The organism is Flavobacterium sp. (genome assembly GCF_965277525.1).
Classification (GTDB): domain Bacteria; phylum Bacteroidota; class Bacteroidia; order Flavobacteriales; family Flavobacteriaceae; genus Flavobacterium.
This window is the reverse complement of sequence record NZ_CBDIDC010000005.1, coordinates 503,457-517,816: the sequence shown is the minus strand read 5'-3', so window position 1 is coordinate 517,816 and position 14,360 is coordinate 503,457. Positions and strand designations below refer to the sequence as shown.

Genomic DNA, 14,360 nt, shown 5'->3' with positions numbered 1-14,360 from the left:
AACCAAACGCATTTATGAATAATTTTGATTGGACTCAATTAATCAACCCTGAATTTTATATCACATTAAGTCTTGGAGGGGTTCAAATTGGTTTATTTATTGTTTTGTTTATAGTTTTTGCTGAAACAGGACTTTTTGCAGGTTTCTTCCTTCCGGGAGACAGTTTGCTTTTTTTGGCAGGTATTTATAGCCGTGATTTAATGCTGAATGTGGTTGATATCCCGGCTGATTTTATAAATGTATTTGTACTTTCAACGCTGGTTGCAATAATGGGAGTTTTAGGTAATATGACCGGATATTGGTTTGGTGCCAAAAGCGGTTATTATTTATTTAAAAAAGAAGATTCTTTTTGGTTCAAGAAAAAATACTTGTTACAATCTAAAGATTTCTTCGAAAAATACGGAGGTAAAGCCATTATCTATGCTCGTTTTCTTCCAATTTTCAGAACATTTGCCCCAATCATTGCAGGTATAGTTTCTATGGATAAAAAGAAATTTATGTTCTATAATGTTGTGAGTTCTTTTTTATGGTCATTTATCCTGATTTTTGCAGGACATTATCTATATGGAGTATTCTTAAAACATGGAATTGATCTCAAGCACCATATTGAATATATCATCATTATAATTGTTATTATCTCTACATTCCCGGTTTTGGTAAAGCTTTTGAAAAAGAGACCAAGCGAAAAGATATAATTAAATATACAAATACAAAAAAGTCCGAAGTTTGAGCTTCGGACTTTTTTTATACTTGAAATTCTGTACGATTTTTAAATATTGAGAGCATTAAACATTCGACATGATTATTTTGTTAGGATCTGGTAACCCAAGGTTGAAACCTTCTGCTATGATTATATCTTGCTGGAATTGTCTTTTGAAATTTATTATTTAAGCGAAGTTGTTGTGCTTTTTAAGTGCAATAAAAGTATTAAACAGATAGAAACGATCATACTTCAAAATGCCTGAGATTTTGGTTTTAAAATCTCTCATTTAAGTTTGGAATTTGGAATTTTTAACCTTGGAATTTATTCCAAAAGATTACCATTCATTTACTTTATTAGCATCCATTTTTAAGAAGATAAACAATAAAATAGTGAATCCCCAAAGTCCGGAACCTCCATAAGAAAAGAACGGAAGCGGAACTCCGATAGTTGGAAAGATCCCAATAACCATTGCGATGTTTACGAAAAAATGCGTGAATAAAATTCCGGCAACACAATACCCGTAAACCCTGCTGAATTTTGTCTTTTGTCTTTCTGCCAAATAGATAACCCTTAAAAACAGGCCTACAAAAAGTGCAATAACAACTAAAGAACCTACAAATCCCCATTCTTCACCAACAGTTGTAAAAATATAATCTGTATGTTGTTCAGGGACAAATCCCCCTTTGGTTTGGGTTCCTTCTAAGAAGCCTTTTCCAATCCAGCCTCCGGATCCAATGGCGATCTCTGATTGGTTCGTGTTGTATCCGATACCTTTCATGTCGACAGTTTTGCCTAGTAATATATTAAAACGGTCGCGGTGGTGTTGTTTAAAGATATGATCAAAAACATAATCTACAGATAAGACAAAAGCTGAAATTACAGCTAGTAAAATACCGCTTAAAATAATATTTCGATCAACAGCCCTGCCTTTAAAATGTATAATGATTAATACTCCCAGGGCAATTAAAATAACTGCATAAGGCTCTAAAACAAGTGTTAAAACGAATAGTAATATAGTAATGAAACCAGTCCATACATACCAGGAAGGCAGTCCTTCTCTGTACAATACAATAATAAAAATACTGTAAATTAAGGCACTTCCGGGATCAGGTTGTGGTAAAATCAATAATACAGGCAGAAATACAATTGCTAAAGCCTGAACTTGCCTGTTTACATCTTTCAGGTTAATCTGTGTGTCGCTTAAATATTTTGCTAATGCTAATGAGGTAGCGGCTTTTGCAAATTCAGAAGGTTGTATGGTAAAGCTCCCTATGGCATACCAACATCTTTGTCCGGCAATGGTTTTTCCAAAAAGAAACAAACCGGCTAATGATAATAATGAAACCCCAAAAATAATGCTGGCATATTTTTCATAAAATTTCCCATCAACAAAAAGTACGATAAAGATCAAAGGGATCGTGCAACCAATGAAAATTAATTGCTTTTGATAGGTTCCGTCCGTAGATAATAATGATGAGGAATAGATGTTTAGCCACCCCAGTATCACCAACGCACTGTAGATAAAAACGCTTATCCAGTCAATGTTATTTTTTATACTTTGGTTTTTCATTTGAAATAATCTTGTTAGTTTTCTTGGGTGGTATCTAAGGGGACTTTTTTAACTTCTACTTGTGGCTGTTTTACAATTTTAGCTCTCATGAGGGAGTCTTTTGGAGTAGATTCGATAGCACTGGCTTCACTCATTCCTCCTAATTTGGCATATTCACTTGCAAGACTTTTATTTAAAACCCGAATTTCTAAATCGTTTCGGGTAATCTTTCTTTTTAAATATTTTTCAATCATCAAACTTGCAATTGGTCCGGCAACAGTCGCTCCAAATCCTCCGTTTTCGATCATAATAGCTATGGCAATTTTAGGATTGTCTTTTGGTGCAAAGGCTACAAATATAGAGTGATCCTTAAGCTGTGTTCTTTTCCCGTTTATTTTAGCAAAATTCTCTGCTGTACCCGTTTTTCCACAAATATCAATACCTTCGACTCTTAGTCCACGGGCAGTACCAAGGTTATAAACATCAAACAAGCCACTAATAACAGGTGGAAAGTATTTTTGATCAACCGTGGTAACATGTTTGGTAGTAAATTTAGCATCAATTTTTTTGCCTTCAATCTTTTTGATGATATGAGGCGTGTAATAATAGCCTTGATTGGCTACTGTCGCCATCATGTTGGCAAGTTGAATAGGGGTCATTAAAACCTCTCCCTGACCAATAGCGTTAGACACAATTGTTGTGCTTCTCCAGCCTCCATTAGGGTATATTTTTTTATACGTTTTAGAGGTTGGTATATTTCCCTTTTTACCGGTTGGCAAATCGTATCCCATAAATTGACCTAAACCAAAACTTTTTACGTGATCACTCCAGACATCTACGGCTTTACCGGGATTTGCATATTTGTTTATGGTTAGCATGTAAGCTTGTGCAAAGTAGGTGTTGCAGGAATTGTATATTCCATTGTGCAATTGGTGTGGACCAAAACCGTGACATTTCATAAAACGACCTCGCCCATAACTAAATCCATGGTGACACATAAAGGTAGTTTGCTCGTTGATAACGCCTTCTTGTAAAGCAACTAGGCCAGTTAAGATTTTAAATGGCGAACCAGGAGGGTATTCTGCCAGAAGTCCCCTGTCGTATAAAGGTTTTGCTATAGAATCGTGATATAAAAGCGTATAGTTTTTAGATCTCTGCCTTCCAACTAAGATACCGGGATCGTAAGAAGGTGCAGTAACTAATGCTAATATTTCTCCTGATTTAGGTTCGATAGCAACAATTCCACCTCTTTTATTAATCATTAATTCTTCTCCATACTTTTGAAGTTCAGAATCAATAGTCAGATTAATGTCTTCTCCAGCAACAGCGATAGTGTCGTATTTACCATCTTTATAAGAGCCAATTTCTCTGTTGTATTTGTCTTTCTGAATGTATTTTACACCTTTTATACCGCGTAAAATATCCTCATAGCTTTCTTCGACACCTTGACGCCCAATTAAATCCCCACTATTGTAATAAGGGTTTTTCGCTATTAATCGTTCGTTTACCTGAGTAATAAATCCAAAGATATTGGCCCCATAATCTACCTCGTAATCACGAAGGGAACGTTTTTGAAAGTAGAAGCCTTCATACTTTCTGATTTTTTCCTGAAAAGCGGCAAATTCATTTTTGTTTAATTGCGACAAAAATACAGAAGGTAATCTTGGACTGTATATTTTTGCTTTTGCAATTCTTTTTTCGTAATCTTCTTTTGTAATGTTTAATAAAGCACAGAATTCAGGAATATTCAGGTCTTCCTTAATTTCGCGGGGAATAACCATGATATCATAAGAAGCCTGATTAGCTACTAATAATTTGCCATTTCTATCATAAATATAACCCCTTTCAGGATAGTCATACTGTTTCTTTATTGCATTATTTTCTGATTTTAATTTGAAAGAATCATCTACAATTTGCAAATAGAATACCCTCATCACCAGCAAAGATGCTGCGATAATAATTAAAGAGGGCAGCAGGACTTTTCTCATCGTTTATTGGGCTTAATAAGGTAAATTATTATAATTGATATAATTATTGTAAATATAGAACTGAACAAGGTGCGGAGTAAAATGTCTCCAATAAATCTAAATTCAAAAGCTTCCAGTATAAATAACACAATATGATGCAATAAGACTGAAACTAAGATAAAAGAAAATCGTTCAGGGGTTAAGGAATCATTCAATTTTATGGTTTGATATTCATAACTCAGTCCAAATGAGAATTTAAAAATATAAGGTCTGTAGTATGCCAGAATAACGCACGCTGTAGCATGGATTCCTCCTGAATTACAAAACATGTCCATTGTTAATCCAAGTAAAAAACTAGAAGCTATCAGACTAGCTCTATTGCTGTTTACCGGATACAAAATAATGTACAGAATGTATGGAAAGGGACTTATGTACCCTAAAAAATTCATATTATTGAAAATAACAATCTGAATTGTTAGTAACATAATAAATCGAAAAATATTGACTAACAAAGCGCTATTCATCTTTTCCCTTTTTTTCTAAATTAATAAGCTCGTCTCTGTCCTTACTTTTGATAATATAAACGTGTCCTAAATTTGTCATATCGTTAAATAACTTAACGTCTATAACATAATAACTGGTGCCTGTTTTGATGTATATTTTGTCGACGGTACCAATATTGATTCCTTCAGGGAAAATTACAGATTGACCACCGGTAACAATTGTGTCGCCTTTTCTAATAGAAGCTAGTCTAGGGACATCTTCAAGCTGAACAATTCCTGTGCTTTTTCCGTTCCAGGTTAACGAACCAAAATGATTTGATTTTTTTAGTTTCGCATTAATATGTGATTTCATATTCAAGATACTGACTACTGTCGAGTATCTCGGCGAAGTGTTGTCAATTACCCCAATAATTCCTAAACTATTGATGACTCCCATATCTTGCTTGATTCCGTCGTTTGATCCGGAATTTAGCGTAATAAAGTTCTCATGTGTGTTATATGAGTTGTGAATTACTTTTGAAACAATAATATCTGCGGGTTTTATACCTTTTATGCTGTCCGGCGGAGGAAGCTTTGTGGTGTCTTCTTTATTGAATAAAAGACTTTTTAATCTTGCGTTTTCAAGTACAAGTTCGTCATTTTCGGTTCTTAAATTCAGATATTCGTTTACGCGATTTATTTTTTCATAAACACCTCCGCTTAAAAAATTGGCCGAACTGATTACTTTACTTCTATGGTAAGAATGCGATTGAATTGTGAGAGCCAACGAAATACCTAAAAGCAGCAAAAACAGCAATCGATTACTGTTTCTTATAATGAAATTAAAAATTTGCTGCATTTCTTGTTTGGTTATTTTGTTTCAGGATATGCTTTTGAGCTTCAAATTTCATAAGAGTCAAATTCATTTAATTTGACTCTTATGAGAATATATTTATGATTATAAATCTTATTTGATTAAGATACTTTTAAATTTGGCAATGTTTTTAAGTGCCATTCCGGTTCCACGAACTACAGCTCTTAACGGATCTTCAGCAATATAAACCGGTAGATCTGTTTTTAGCGAAATACGTTTGTCAAGACCTCTTAACATAGATCCACCACCAGCTAAATAAATACCTGTATTGTAGATATCCGCAGCTAATTCAGGAGGAGTTTGAGATAACGTTTCCATTACGGCATCTTCAATACGTTGAATCGATTTGTCTAATGCTTTTGCAATTTCACGGTAAGAAACGTCAACTTGTTTTGGTTTACCGGTAAGTAAATCTCTACCCTGAACTGACATATCTTCAGGAGGACCATCTAAATCTTCGATAGCAGCCCCAATTTGAATTTTAATTTTTTCAGCTGTACTTTCTCCCACAAAAAGGTTGTGTTGTGTACGCATGTAATAAACAATATCATTTGTGAAAACGTCACCTGCAATTTTTACAGATTTGTCACATACAATACCACCCAAAGCAATAACCGCAATTTCTGTAGTACCACCACCAATATCAACAATCATGTTTCCTTTAGGTTGCATAATATCGATACCAATACCAATTGCTGCTGCCATTGGTTCATGAATCAGGTAAACTTCTTTTCCGTTTACTCTTTCACATGATTCTTTTACAGCTCTCATCTCCACTTCGGTAATACCGGAAGGAATGCATACTACCATTCTTAAGGCTGGAGTAAACATTCTTTTTTTCAACGCCGGAATACTTTTGATGAACATGTTGATCATCTTTTCCGAAGCATCAAAATCGGCAATAACACCGTCCTTCAAAGGCCTTATGGTTTTGATATTTTCATGCGTTTTACCTTGCATCATATTGGCTTCTTTACCAACAGCAATGATTTTGCCTGATATTCTATCACGTGCAACGATTGACGGACTATCAATAACAACTTTATCATTATGTATGATTAAAGTGTTTGCGGTACCAAGGTCTATCGCAATATCCTCGGTCATGAAATCAAAAAATCCCATAAGTTTTTTAGGGGTTTAAAATGTTATAAATTATTTTGAACAAAGTTAAACAAATTAATGTTTAAAATGACGCGTTCCTGTAAATACCATTGCAAGATTATTTTCGTTGCAATAATTTATGCTTAATTCGTCTTTTATTGAGCCTCCCGGCTGAATTACAGCTGTTATTCCTGCTTTTTTAGCCAATTCTACACAATCCGGAAAAGGGAAAAATGCATCGCTTGCCATAGAAGCACCGGTTAAATCAAATCCGAAAGCTTTTGCCTTATCAACAGCTTGTATTAAAGCATCAACTCTTGAAGTCTGACCGGTTCCTGACGAAATTAATGTTCCGTTTTTAGCGAATACAATTGTATTAGATTTTGTGTTTTTACAAATTTTAGAAGCAAAAATTAAATCTTCTACTTCTTGTGCCGAAGGCTCTTTAGTAGTAACGGTTCTTAAATGCTCTTTAGTATCTGTAATGTTGTTTCTGTCCTGAATTAACAAACCATTAAGACATGTTCTCACTTGTCTTGAAGGCAATTCAACCTCATGCTGAACTAATATAATTCTGTTTTTCTTTTCTTGTAAAACGGCAATTGCGTCGTCATCATAACTTGGAGCGATTACGACTTCACAAAACAATTTGTTGATCTCCTGTGCAGTAGCTAAGTCAATTTTAGTATTTGCAATCAAAACTCCGCCAAAAGCAGATGTAGGGTCACAAGCCAAAGCTGCTAAATAAGCTTCGCTAATTGTTTTTCTTGAAGCTAAACCACAAGCATTGTTGTGTTTTAAAATGGCAAAAGTTGGTCCGTCAGTTTTAAACTCGTTAATTAAGTTTACTGCTGCATCAACGTCTAATAAATTATTATAGGACAATTCTTTTCCGTGAACTTTTTTGAACATCGCATCAAAATCTCCAAAAAAGAAACCTTTTTGATGCGGATTTTCTCCGTATCTTAAAACCTGACCGCCGTCGATACTTTCTTTATAGATTGTTTCGTCAGTATTGAAATAATTAAAAATAGCACCATCATAATGAGATGAAACGTGGAATGCTTTTGTAGCCAGCAATCTTCTGTTTTCAAGAGTTGTTGCTCCGTTTTGCTCTGTAATCAAATCCAACAGCAAACTATATTCATTTACAGAGGCTACAATTACAGTGTCTTTGAAATTTTTTGCACCGGCACGAATCAATGAAATTCCACCAATATCAATTTTTTCAATAATATCTTGTTCACTTGCACCGGAAGCAACCGTTTTTTCAAAAGGATACAAATCAACAATAACCAAATCAATCTGAGGAATATCAAATTCCTTCATTTGTTGCACATCACTTTCGTTATCCTGACGGTTTAAGATTCCTCCAAAAATTTTCGGGTGTAAAGTTTTTACCCTTCCACCAAGAATTTCAGGAAAAGAAGTTATATCCTCAACAGGAACTACCGGAATACCAAGGTTTTTTATAAAATCTTCTGTTCCTCCAGTCGAATAAAGTGTTACATTTTGTTCGTGTAATTTTCTAACGATTGGCTCCAGGCCATCTTTCGAAAAAACAGATATTAATGCTGATTGTATTGTTTTTGTTGTGCTCATTGTGTAGTTATGTTTTTCAGACTGCAAAAGTAGTTTTTTTAAATATTATTTTAAAGAAAATTAATGTAACATTATGCTAAATAAATCTACTGATGAGTAGGTTAACTTTTATTAGGTTTTTGATTTTAATTTATTGAATTTTACTTTAATGAAAAATACACATATATGCTTGTTTATCTAAGGTTATTAAAAGAAAGTTTTCGCTTTGCCATAAACGCTTTGCGAAATAATAAATTACGCACCTTATTGTCACTGTTGGGGGTTACGATTGGTATTTTTTCGATCATTGCTGTATTGGCTGCAGTAGATTCTTTAGATCGAAAAATTTCAAAAGACCTGAGTAGCTTAGATAAAAATACGATTTATTTGATGAAGTACTGTTTTGGGCCTTCTGAAATTCCACAATGGAAAAGAGAGCAGTTTCCGAATGTGAAATACGACGAATATATAAATTTAAAAAATTCTCTTAACAATACAGAGCAAGTCGCGTATCAGCTTTTTGTAAATCATGAAACTTTAAAATACGATTCAAAAACGGTTAGCGATGTCAATGTAGTTCCTTCTTCAAGCGAAATGGTGGATATCGAAGGGTTGAGTTTCGATAAAGGACGATTTTATAATGAATCTGAATCAAATTCCGGAAGCCCTGTTATCGTTTTGGGATATGATATTGCCGAAGGGCTTTTTGGGAGAAGTGATCCTATCGGAAAAAATATTCGTTTGTATGGGCAACGTTTCACGGTAATTGGAGTAATTGCCAAGCAAGGTGCCGGTTTTTTTGGAAATAGTAACGATACATCGGTTTATTTGCCAACTAATTTTTTACGCCGAATGTATGGCGATAGCGATTCGATGACTCCTGTAATTGTTTTAAAACCTGTAAAAGGAGTAGATATGGAGGCTTATAAAGCTGAAGTTGCTCAGAAACTGAGAGCAATTCGCGGAATGAAAGCCGGAGAAGCAGATAATTTCTTTATCAATGTGCTTTCAGGCTTTACTGATTTTATTGATGGTATTCTGGGAAGTTTAAGATTTGGAGGGATTTTTATCAGTTTCTTCTCTTTTTTGGTTGGAGGTTTTGGAGTCGCTAATATTATGTTTGTTTCAGTAAAAGAACGTACGAATTTAATTGGTATTCAGAAATCATTGGGAGCGAAAAACAGATTTATATTATTTCAGTTTTTATTTGAAGCGGTTATACTTTGCTTGATTGGCGGAATAATTGGGTTATTGATTGTTTGGCTAATGTCTGTTCTATTGACCAATTTATTAGATTTTGAATTTGTATTAAGTTTCTGGAATGTCATTATTGGTGCTGGATTATCCATTTTGGTTGGAGTTATTTCAGGAATCCTGCCTGCAATTTCGGCATCAAAATTAGATCCGGTTGAGGCTATTAGAACCGGAATGTAAGAACTAATTCAGAAAGTTTCATCTTTTTACAACCTCATATTTTGCATTATTGTTGAATTTTATTGTAATTTTAATAGCTTAAATTAAAAATACAATAATATGATACCAGTAAAAGCTTATGCAGCCTATGATGCTGAAAATCCGCTAAAACCTTATACGTTTGAAAGAAAAGAAGTTGGAGCTCATCAGGTTCAGATAGAAATTTTATATAGTGGTGTATGTCATTCTGATATTCACACTGCCAAAGGCGATTGGGGACCTGTGAATTATCCTTTAGTTCCGGGACATGAAATCGTGGGCCGAATCGTGGCTGTTGGTAGCGAAGTTTCTAAATTTAAAGTGGGAGAATTAGCCGGAGTAGGTTGTTTTGTTGATTCGTGCAGAGTTTGTCCGAGTTGTCAGTCAGGCGAGGAGCAGTTTTGCGACGAAGGAATGACAGGCACTTACAACAGTGTAGAAAGAGGAACTGATATTCCAACACGCGGAGGATATTCAACCAGTATTATTGTTGATGAAAGTTACACACTTCATGTTTCTGAGAAATTAGACATAAAAGGAGTAGCACCATTATTATGTGCAGGAATCACCACTTATTCTCCGTTACGTTACCTGAAAGTGGGTAAAGGTCATAAAGTGGGCGTTTTAGGACTTGGAGGTTTAGGCCACATGGCAGTAAAATTTGCGGTTTCTTTTGGTGCCGAAGTGACCATGTTAAGTCATTCGCCTTCTAAAGAAGCTGATGCTAAAAAATTAGGAGCTCATAAATTTGCTCTTACTTCAGATCCTGCTACAATGGAGTCTTTAGCTAATAGTTTCGATTTTATTCTAAATACGGTTTCTGCAAAGCATGATCATAATGCTTATTTGAATTTATTAACTACAAACGGAACGATGATTGTCGTTGGTGCTCCGCCGGCACCTGCAGAAATTCCTGTTTTTACTTTGATCATGAAAAGAAGAAGTATTATAGGAAGTTTGATTGGCGGAATCAAAGAAACTCAGGAAATGTTAGATTACTGCGCGGAACACAATATTACATCAGATGTTGAAATCATCGATATGTCGTATATAAATGAAGCGTACGATCGTATGAATAGAAGTGATGTGAAGTATCGTTTTGTAATTGATATGGCTTCTTTGAAGTAGGTTTTCTAAAGGTTCAAAGAGACAGGGTTGCAAAGGATCAAAGGTTTTTTATCTTGAGTTTAAAATTTTGCGTCTTAACGAGTTTTTTGCCCACAGATTAAACGGATTGAAACTGATTTCCGCAGAGTTAGTCTTTGCGAGGAACGAAGCAATCTCATTTGCTAAATCAATTTCCGTTGATGAAAAAAACTTTGCGTCTTCGCGATTTTGCGAGATTATAATTTCAGAATAAGACTAAACAAAAAATCCCAAGGAAAAATATTTCTTGGGATTTTTTTATTGGAATTAATATGTCTTTTTAGAATCTTATTTATCTTTTAATAATTTCTCCAAATATTCAACTTTGTCTTTTTCTGACTGAATCATACGCTCATAAAGTTCAATCACTTTATCTAATGGATTAAAGCTGCAATAATTCGCATGAAACATTCCATTTGCTCCATTACAGCTGTTGTCGTAAAAATTATTGAAATAACTAATCGTATTTTCTTCAGTAAAGTTTTTTATAGCTTCTGCACTTACTCCAAGAGCTTTTGCCACTTCTGCAAGTTTTGCATCGTCAATAGTTTCGCTGTTTTCCATTGCAGAAATAGCCTGCTGATTTGTGCCTAAAGCTTGCGCTAAAGCTTCTTGCTTCATGTCTTTAAGTTCACGAATACGGCTAATTTTTCGTCCTATATGGTTTGGTTTTGTGCTGTGCTCATAATTCAAAGATATTAATTACTGAATCAATATATGTTTTTAAAAACGTTATTTTTCTTTTAGTAATTTTTCTAAATATTCATTCTTTTCTTTTTCTACCTGAACCAAACGCTCAAAAAGTTCAACGACTTTATCAATTGGGTTGAATGAACAATGACTAGGACTAAATATTCCATTAACGCCATTGCTAACACTATTGTCATAAAAATTATTGAAATAACTTATCATATTTTCTTCAGTAAAGTTTTTTATAGCTTCAACACTTACTCCAAGTGCTTTCGCTACTTCTAAAAGTTTTTTATCATCAATAGTTTCGCTGTTCTCTATTGCAGATACAGTTTGTTGAGATAATCCTAATGCTTCAGCTAATGCTTCTTGCTTCATGTCTTTCAGTTCACGAATACGACTTATTTTTCGCCCTATATGATTTGGTTTTGTTGCTGTGCTCATAATTCAAAGATATTTATATTCCTTTAAAAAAAATAGGTTCTGGTAAAAAACAGTCCCATTTATGTGTGATACATTTTTTACTAGTTTGCTCGGGTACAAAACTATTATTTAGTGATATATAAAAAACAAAAATACAATTTTTCAGACAAGTATTAATTAGTTGAGATTAAAATCACACATCAAAAAAATTCCGTAGGAATGTAATATTGGTAGCAACGAAATTTATTCCGTTGAGATCGAAACCATGCACGTTCAAAAGTTCCGTAGGAACGACATATTTATAGAATAAAAAAATCCCATTTGCCGTAGCGAATGGGATTTTATATTTAAGAAGTTCGAAAACTATCTAATTGTATTGTTCTGAATCAAATCGATGTATAAGTTGATCTTATCTTTCAATTCTTTTCTTGGCGTGATAAAGTCAAGGAAACCATGCTCTAAAAGAAACTCAGCAGTCTGAAAACCTTCCGGTAAATCTTTTCCTGTTGTGTCACGAACAACACGAGGACCAGCAAAACCAATCAAAGCTCCAGGCTCAGAAATATTGATATCTCCTAACATGGCATATGATGCAGTTGTTCCTCCGGTTGTAGGGTCTGTACATAAAGAGATGTACGGTAATCCTGCTTCTGCAAGTTGTGCAAGTTTTACAGAGGTTTTAGCTAATTGCATCAATGAATAAGCTGCTTCCATCATACGGGCACCACCTGATTTAGAAATCATTAAAAATGGCAGTTTGTTTTTGATCGCGTGATCAATACCTCTGGCAATTTTTTCTCCAACAACAGCTCCCATAGAACCACCAATAAAGGCAAAATCCATACAACAGATGACAAGTTCTTTTCCTTTAGATTTTCCCACTCCGGTACGCACAGCGTCTTTAAGGTGAGTTTTCTCCATTACATCTTTCAATCTTTCTGCATATTTTTTTGTGTCTACAAAATGCAAAGGATCTTTTGATGTCATGTTTTTATCTAATTCAACAAACTCGTTATTGTCGAATAAAATTTCAAAATAGGTTGCGCTTCCAATTCGAACGTGAAAATCATCTTCCGGACTAACAAATAAGTTTCTGGCCAATTCGTCAGCGTCAATAATTTTTCCGGTAGGAGATTTATACCACAATCCTTTCGGAACGTCCATCTTATCTTCAGTCGCAGTTGTAATCCCTTTTTCCTGTCTTTTAAACCAAGCCATATTTATTGTTTTTTTTGTTTCAGGTTTAAAGTTTAAAGTTGTGAAACCTGAAACCTGAAACTTTAAACTTTTAGATTATAGTGTATTCACGTTATTCAAGTCAGCAAAAGCTTGTTCAAGTCTTGTGTTGAATGTTACTTCGCTTTCACGTACCCATCTTCTTGGGTCATAATATTTTTTGTTAGGAACATCAGCACCTTCAGGGTTACCAATTTGAGATTTCAAATAGTCAATGTTTTTAACCATATAATCACGGATTCCTTCAGTATATGCAAATTGTAAATCGGTATCAATATTCATTTTGATAACTCCGTAGCTAATTCCTTCTCTGATTTCTTCAAGTGTAGAACCTGAACCTCCGTGGAAAACGAAATCTACCGGGTTAGGACCAGTTTTGAATTTGTTTTGAACGAAATCCTGAGAGTTTTTTAAGATTTTTGGAGTCAATTTTACGTTTCCTGGTTTGTAAACACCGTGAACGTTTCCAAAAGCAGCTGCAATTGTAAATTTAGGGCTTATTTTAGATAATTCTTCGTAAGCATAAGCTACTTCTTCTGGTTGAGTGTATAATTTAGAGCTATCAACGTCAGAGTTGTCAACACCATCTTCTTCACCACCTGTAATACCAAGTTCGATTTCTAGTGTCATTCCCATTTTGCTCATTCTGGCAAGGTACTCTTTACAGATCTCGATGTTTTCTTCGATTGGCTCCTCAGACAAATCGATCATATGCGAACTGAATAATGGTTTTCCTGTTTCTGCAAAATGTTTTTCAGAAGCATCTAATAAGCCATCAATCCAAGGTAATAATTTTTTTGCACAGTGGTCAGTATGTAAAATTACGGTAGCACCGTAAGCTTCTGCCAAAGTATGAATGTGTTTTGCTCCGGCGATTCCACCAGCGATAGCTGATTTCTCGTTAGCGTTAGATAATCCTTTTCCAGCGTTAAATTGTGCTCCTCCGTTAGAAAATTGAATAATAACTGGCGCATTTAGTTTTGCTGCAGTCTCAAGAACTCCATTGATTGTGCTTGACCCGGTAACATTTACTGCTGGTAAAGCAAAACCTTTTTCTTTTGCATAATTAAAAATTTCCTGTACCTGATCTCCTGTAGCAACTCCGGGTTTAATATTGTGTGCCATTGTAATTTTTTTAGTTGTTTTTAGTTTTTAG

The 14,360-nt window shown here is 34.6% G+C and carries 13 protein-coding genes; 3 read left to right on the top strand and 10 right to left on the bottom strand.

Annotated elements, in window-relative coordinates:
- Positions 1–14 precede the first annotated feature (14 nt).
- Positions 15–695 carry a DedA family protein gene (locus tag ACQY44_RS10535; RefSeq protein ID WP_428230315.1) on the top strand — a complete coding sequence of 227 codons (681 nt, stop codon included), beginning with the start codon at positions 15–17 and terminating at the stop codon, positions 693–695.
- Between the two features lie 342 nt (positions 696–1,037).
- On the opposite strand, the gene rodA is transcribed toward ACQY44_RS10535, so the two are convergent.
- From rodA to purH, 6 genes are all read right to left on the bottom strand, one after another.
- Complete coding sequence (gene rodA, locus ACQY44_RS10530) at positions 1,038–2,273, bottom strand: rod shape-determining protein RodA (RefSeq protein WP_428230314.1); 1,236 nt, start codon at positions 2,271–2,273, stop codon at positions 1,038–1,040.
- Between the two features lie 14 nt (positions 2,274–2,287).
- The gene (gene mrdA / locus ACQY44_RS10525; RefSeq protein ID WP_428230313.1) at positions 2,288–4,240 is read right to left on the bottom strand and encodes a penicillin-binding protein 2; all 1,953 of its coding nucleotides are present in this window, start codon (positions 4,238–4,240) and stop codon (positions 2,288–2,290) included.
- A complete protein-coding gene (locus tag ACQY44_RS10520; RefSeq protein WP_428230312.1) occupies positions 4,237–4,743 on the bottom strand; it encodes a rod shape-determining protein MreD in 507 nt (168 codons plus the stop codon). The genes mrdA and ACQY44_RS10520 overlap by 4 nt, the downstream gene beginning before the upstream one ends.
- On the bottom strand, positions 4,736–5,560 hold the full coding sequence (gene mreC / locus ACQY44_RS10515) for a rod shape-determining protein MreC (protein ID WP_428230311.1): 825 nt from the start codon (positions 5,558–5,560) through the stop codon (positions 4,736–4,738). The genes ACQY44_RS10520 and mreC overlap by 8 nt, the downstream gene beginning before the upstream one ends.
- Positions 5,561–5,668: 108 nt before the next feature.
- Positions 5,669–6,697 carry a rod shape-determining protein gene (locus ACQY44_RS10510; protein WP_026983887.1) on the bottom strand — a complete coding sequence of 343 codons (1,029 nt, stop codon included), beginning with the start codon at positions 6,695–6,697 and terminating at the stop codon, positions 5,669–5,671.
- Positions 6,698–6,751: 54 nt separating this feature from the next.
- The gene (purH, locus tag ACQY44_RS10505) at positions 6,752–8,278 is read right to left on the bottom strand and encodes a bifunctional phosphoribosylaminoimidazolecarboxamide formyltransferase/IMP cyclohydrolase (protein WP_428230310.1); all 1,527 of its coding nucleotides are present in this window, start codon (positions 8,276–8,278) and stop codon (positions 6,752–6,754) included.
- 165 nt (positions 8,279–8,443) lie between these two features.
- On the opposite strand from purH, the gene ACQY44_RS10500 reads away from it, so the two are divergent.
- Together ACQY44_RS10500 and ACQY44_RS10495 are read left to right on the top strand one after the other, a co-directional pair.
- Positions 8,444–9,691, top strand: coding sequence for an ABC transporter permease (locus ACQY44_RS10500; RefSeq protein ID WP_428230309.1), 1,248 nt, complete (start codon positions 8,444–8,446; stop codon positions 9,689–9,691).
- A gap of 99 nt (positions 9,692–9,790) precedes the next feature.
- Complete coding sequence (locus ACQY44_RS10495) at positions 9,791–10,837, top strand: NAD(P)-dependent alcohol dehydrogenase (RefSeq protein ID WP_428230308.1); 1,047 nt, start codon at positions 9,791–9,793, stop codon at positions 10,835–10,837.
- Between the two features lie 306 nt (positions 10,838–11,143).
- On the opposite strand, the gene ACQY44_RS10490 is transcribed toward ACQY44_RS10495, so the two are convergent.
- The 4 genes from ACQY44_RS10490 to fbaA all read right to left on the bottom strand — a co-directional run bounded on the left by ACQY44_RS10490 (position 11,144) and on the right by fbaA (position 14,329).
- Positions 11,144–11,548, bottom strand: a complete 405-nt coding sequence (locus ACQY44_RS10490) for a helix-turn-helix domain-containing protein (protein ID WP_428230307.1) — start codon at positions 11,546–11,548, stop codon at positions 11,144–11,146.
- A gap of 39 nt (positions 11,549–11,587) precedes the next feature.
- Complete coding sequence (locus tag ACQY44_RS10485; protein ID WP_428230306.1) at positions 11,588–11,989, bottom strand: helix-turn-helix domain-containing protein; 402 nt, start codon at positions 11,987–11,989, stop codon at positions 11,588–11,590.
- Between the two features lie 342 nt (positions 11,990–12,331).
- Positions 12,332–13,186, bottom strand: coding sequence for an acetyl-CoA carboxylase, carboxyltransferase subunit beta (gene accD, locus ACQY44_RS10480; protein WP_428230305.1), 855 nt, complete (start codon positions 13,184–13,186; stop codon positions 12,332–12,334).
- 75 nt (positions 13,187–13,261) lie between these two features.
- Positions 13,262–14,329: a class II fructose-bisphosphate aldolase gene (gene fbaA / locus ACQY44_RS10475; protein ID WP_428230304.1), complete on the bottom strand. Its 1,068-nt coding sequence runs from the start codon at positions 14,327–14,329 to the stop codon at positions 13,262–13,264.
- Between the last annotated feature and the right edge of the window lie 31 nt (positions 14,330–14,360).

Bases quoted from the DNA above. Each gene is read 5' to 3' on its own strand.
- ACQY44_RS10510 (WP_026983887.1), bottom strand. From the start codon at position 6,697: ATGGGATTTTTTGATTTCATGACCGAGGATATTGCGATAGACCTTGGT.
- ACQY44_RS10495 (WP_428230308.1), top strand. From the start codon at position 9,791: ATGATACCAGTAAAAGCTTATGCAGCCTATGATGCTGAAAATCCGCTA.
- ACQY44_RS10535 (WP_428230315.1), top strand. From the start codon at position 15: ATGAATAATTTTGATTGGACTCAATTAATCAACCCTGAATTTTATATC.
- ACQY44_RS10485 (WP_428230306.1), bottom strand. From the start codon at position 11,989: ATGAGCACAGCAACAAAACCAAATCATATAGGGCGAAAAATAAGTCGT.
- purH (WP_428230310.1), bottom strand. From the start codon at position 8,278: ATGAGCACAACAAAAACAATACAATCAGCATTAATATCTGTTTTTTCG.
- ACQY44_RS10500 (WP_428230309.1), top strand. From the start codon at position 8,444: ATGCTTGTTTATCTAAGGTTATTAAAAGAAAGTTTTCGCTTTGCCATA.
- fbaA (WP_428230304.1), bottom strand. From the start codon at position 14,329: ATGGCACACAATATTAAACCCGGAGTTGCTACAGGAGATCAGGTACAG.
- mreC (WP_428230311.1), bottom strand. From the start codon at position 5,560: ATGCAGCAAATTTTTAATTTCATTATAAGAAACAGTAATCGATTGCTG.
- mrdA (WP_428230313.1), bottom strand. From the start codon at position 4,240: ATGAGAAAAGTCCTGCTGCCCTCTTTAATTATTATCGCAGCATCTTTG.
- rodA (WP_428230314.1), bottom strand. From the start codon at position 2,273: ATGAAAAACCAAAGTATAAAAAATAACATTGACTGGATAAGCGTTTTT.
- ACQY44_RS10520 (WP_428230312.1), bottom strand. From the start codon at position 4,743: ATGAATAGCGCTTTGTTAGTCAATATTTTTCGATTTATTATGTTACTA.
- accD (WP_428230305.1), bottom strand. From the start codon at position 13,186: ATGGCTTGGTTTAAAAGACAGGAAAAAGGGATTACAACTGCGACTGAA.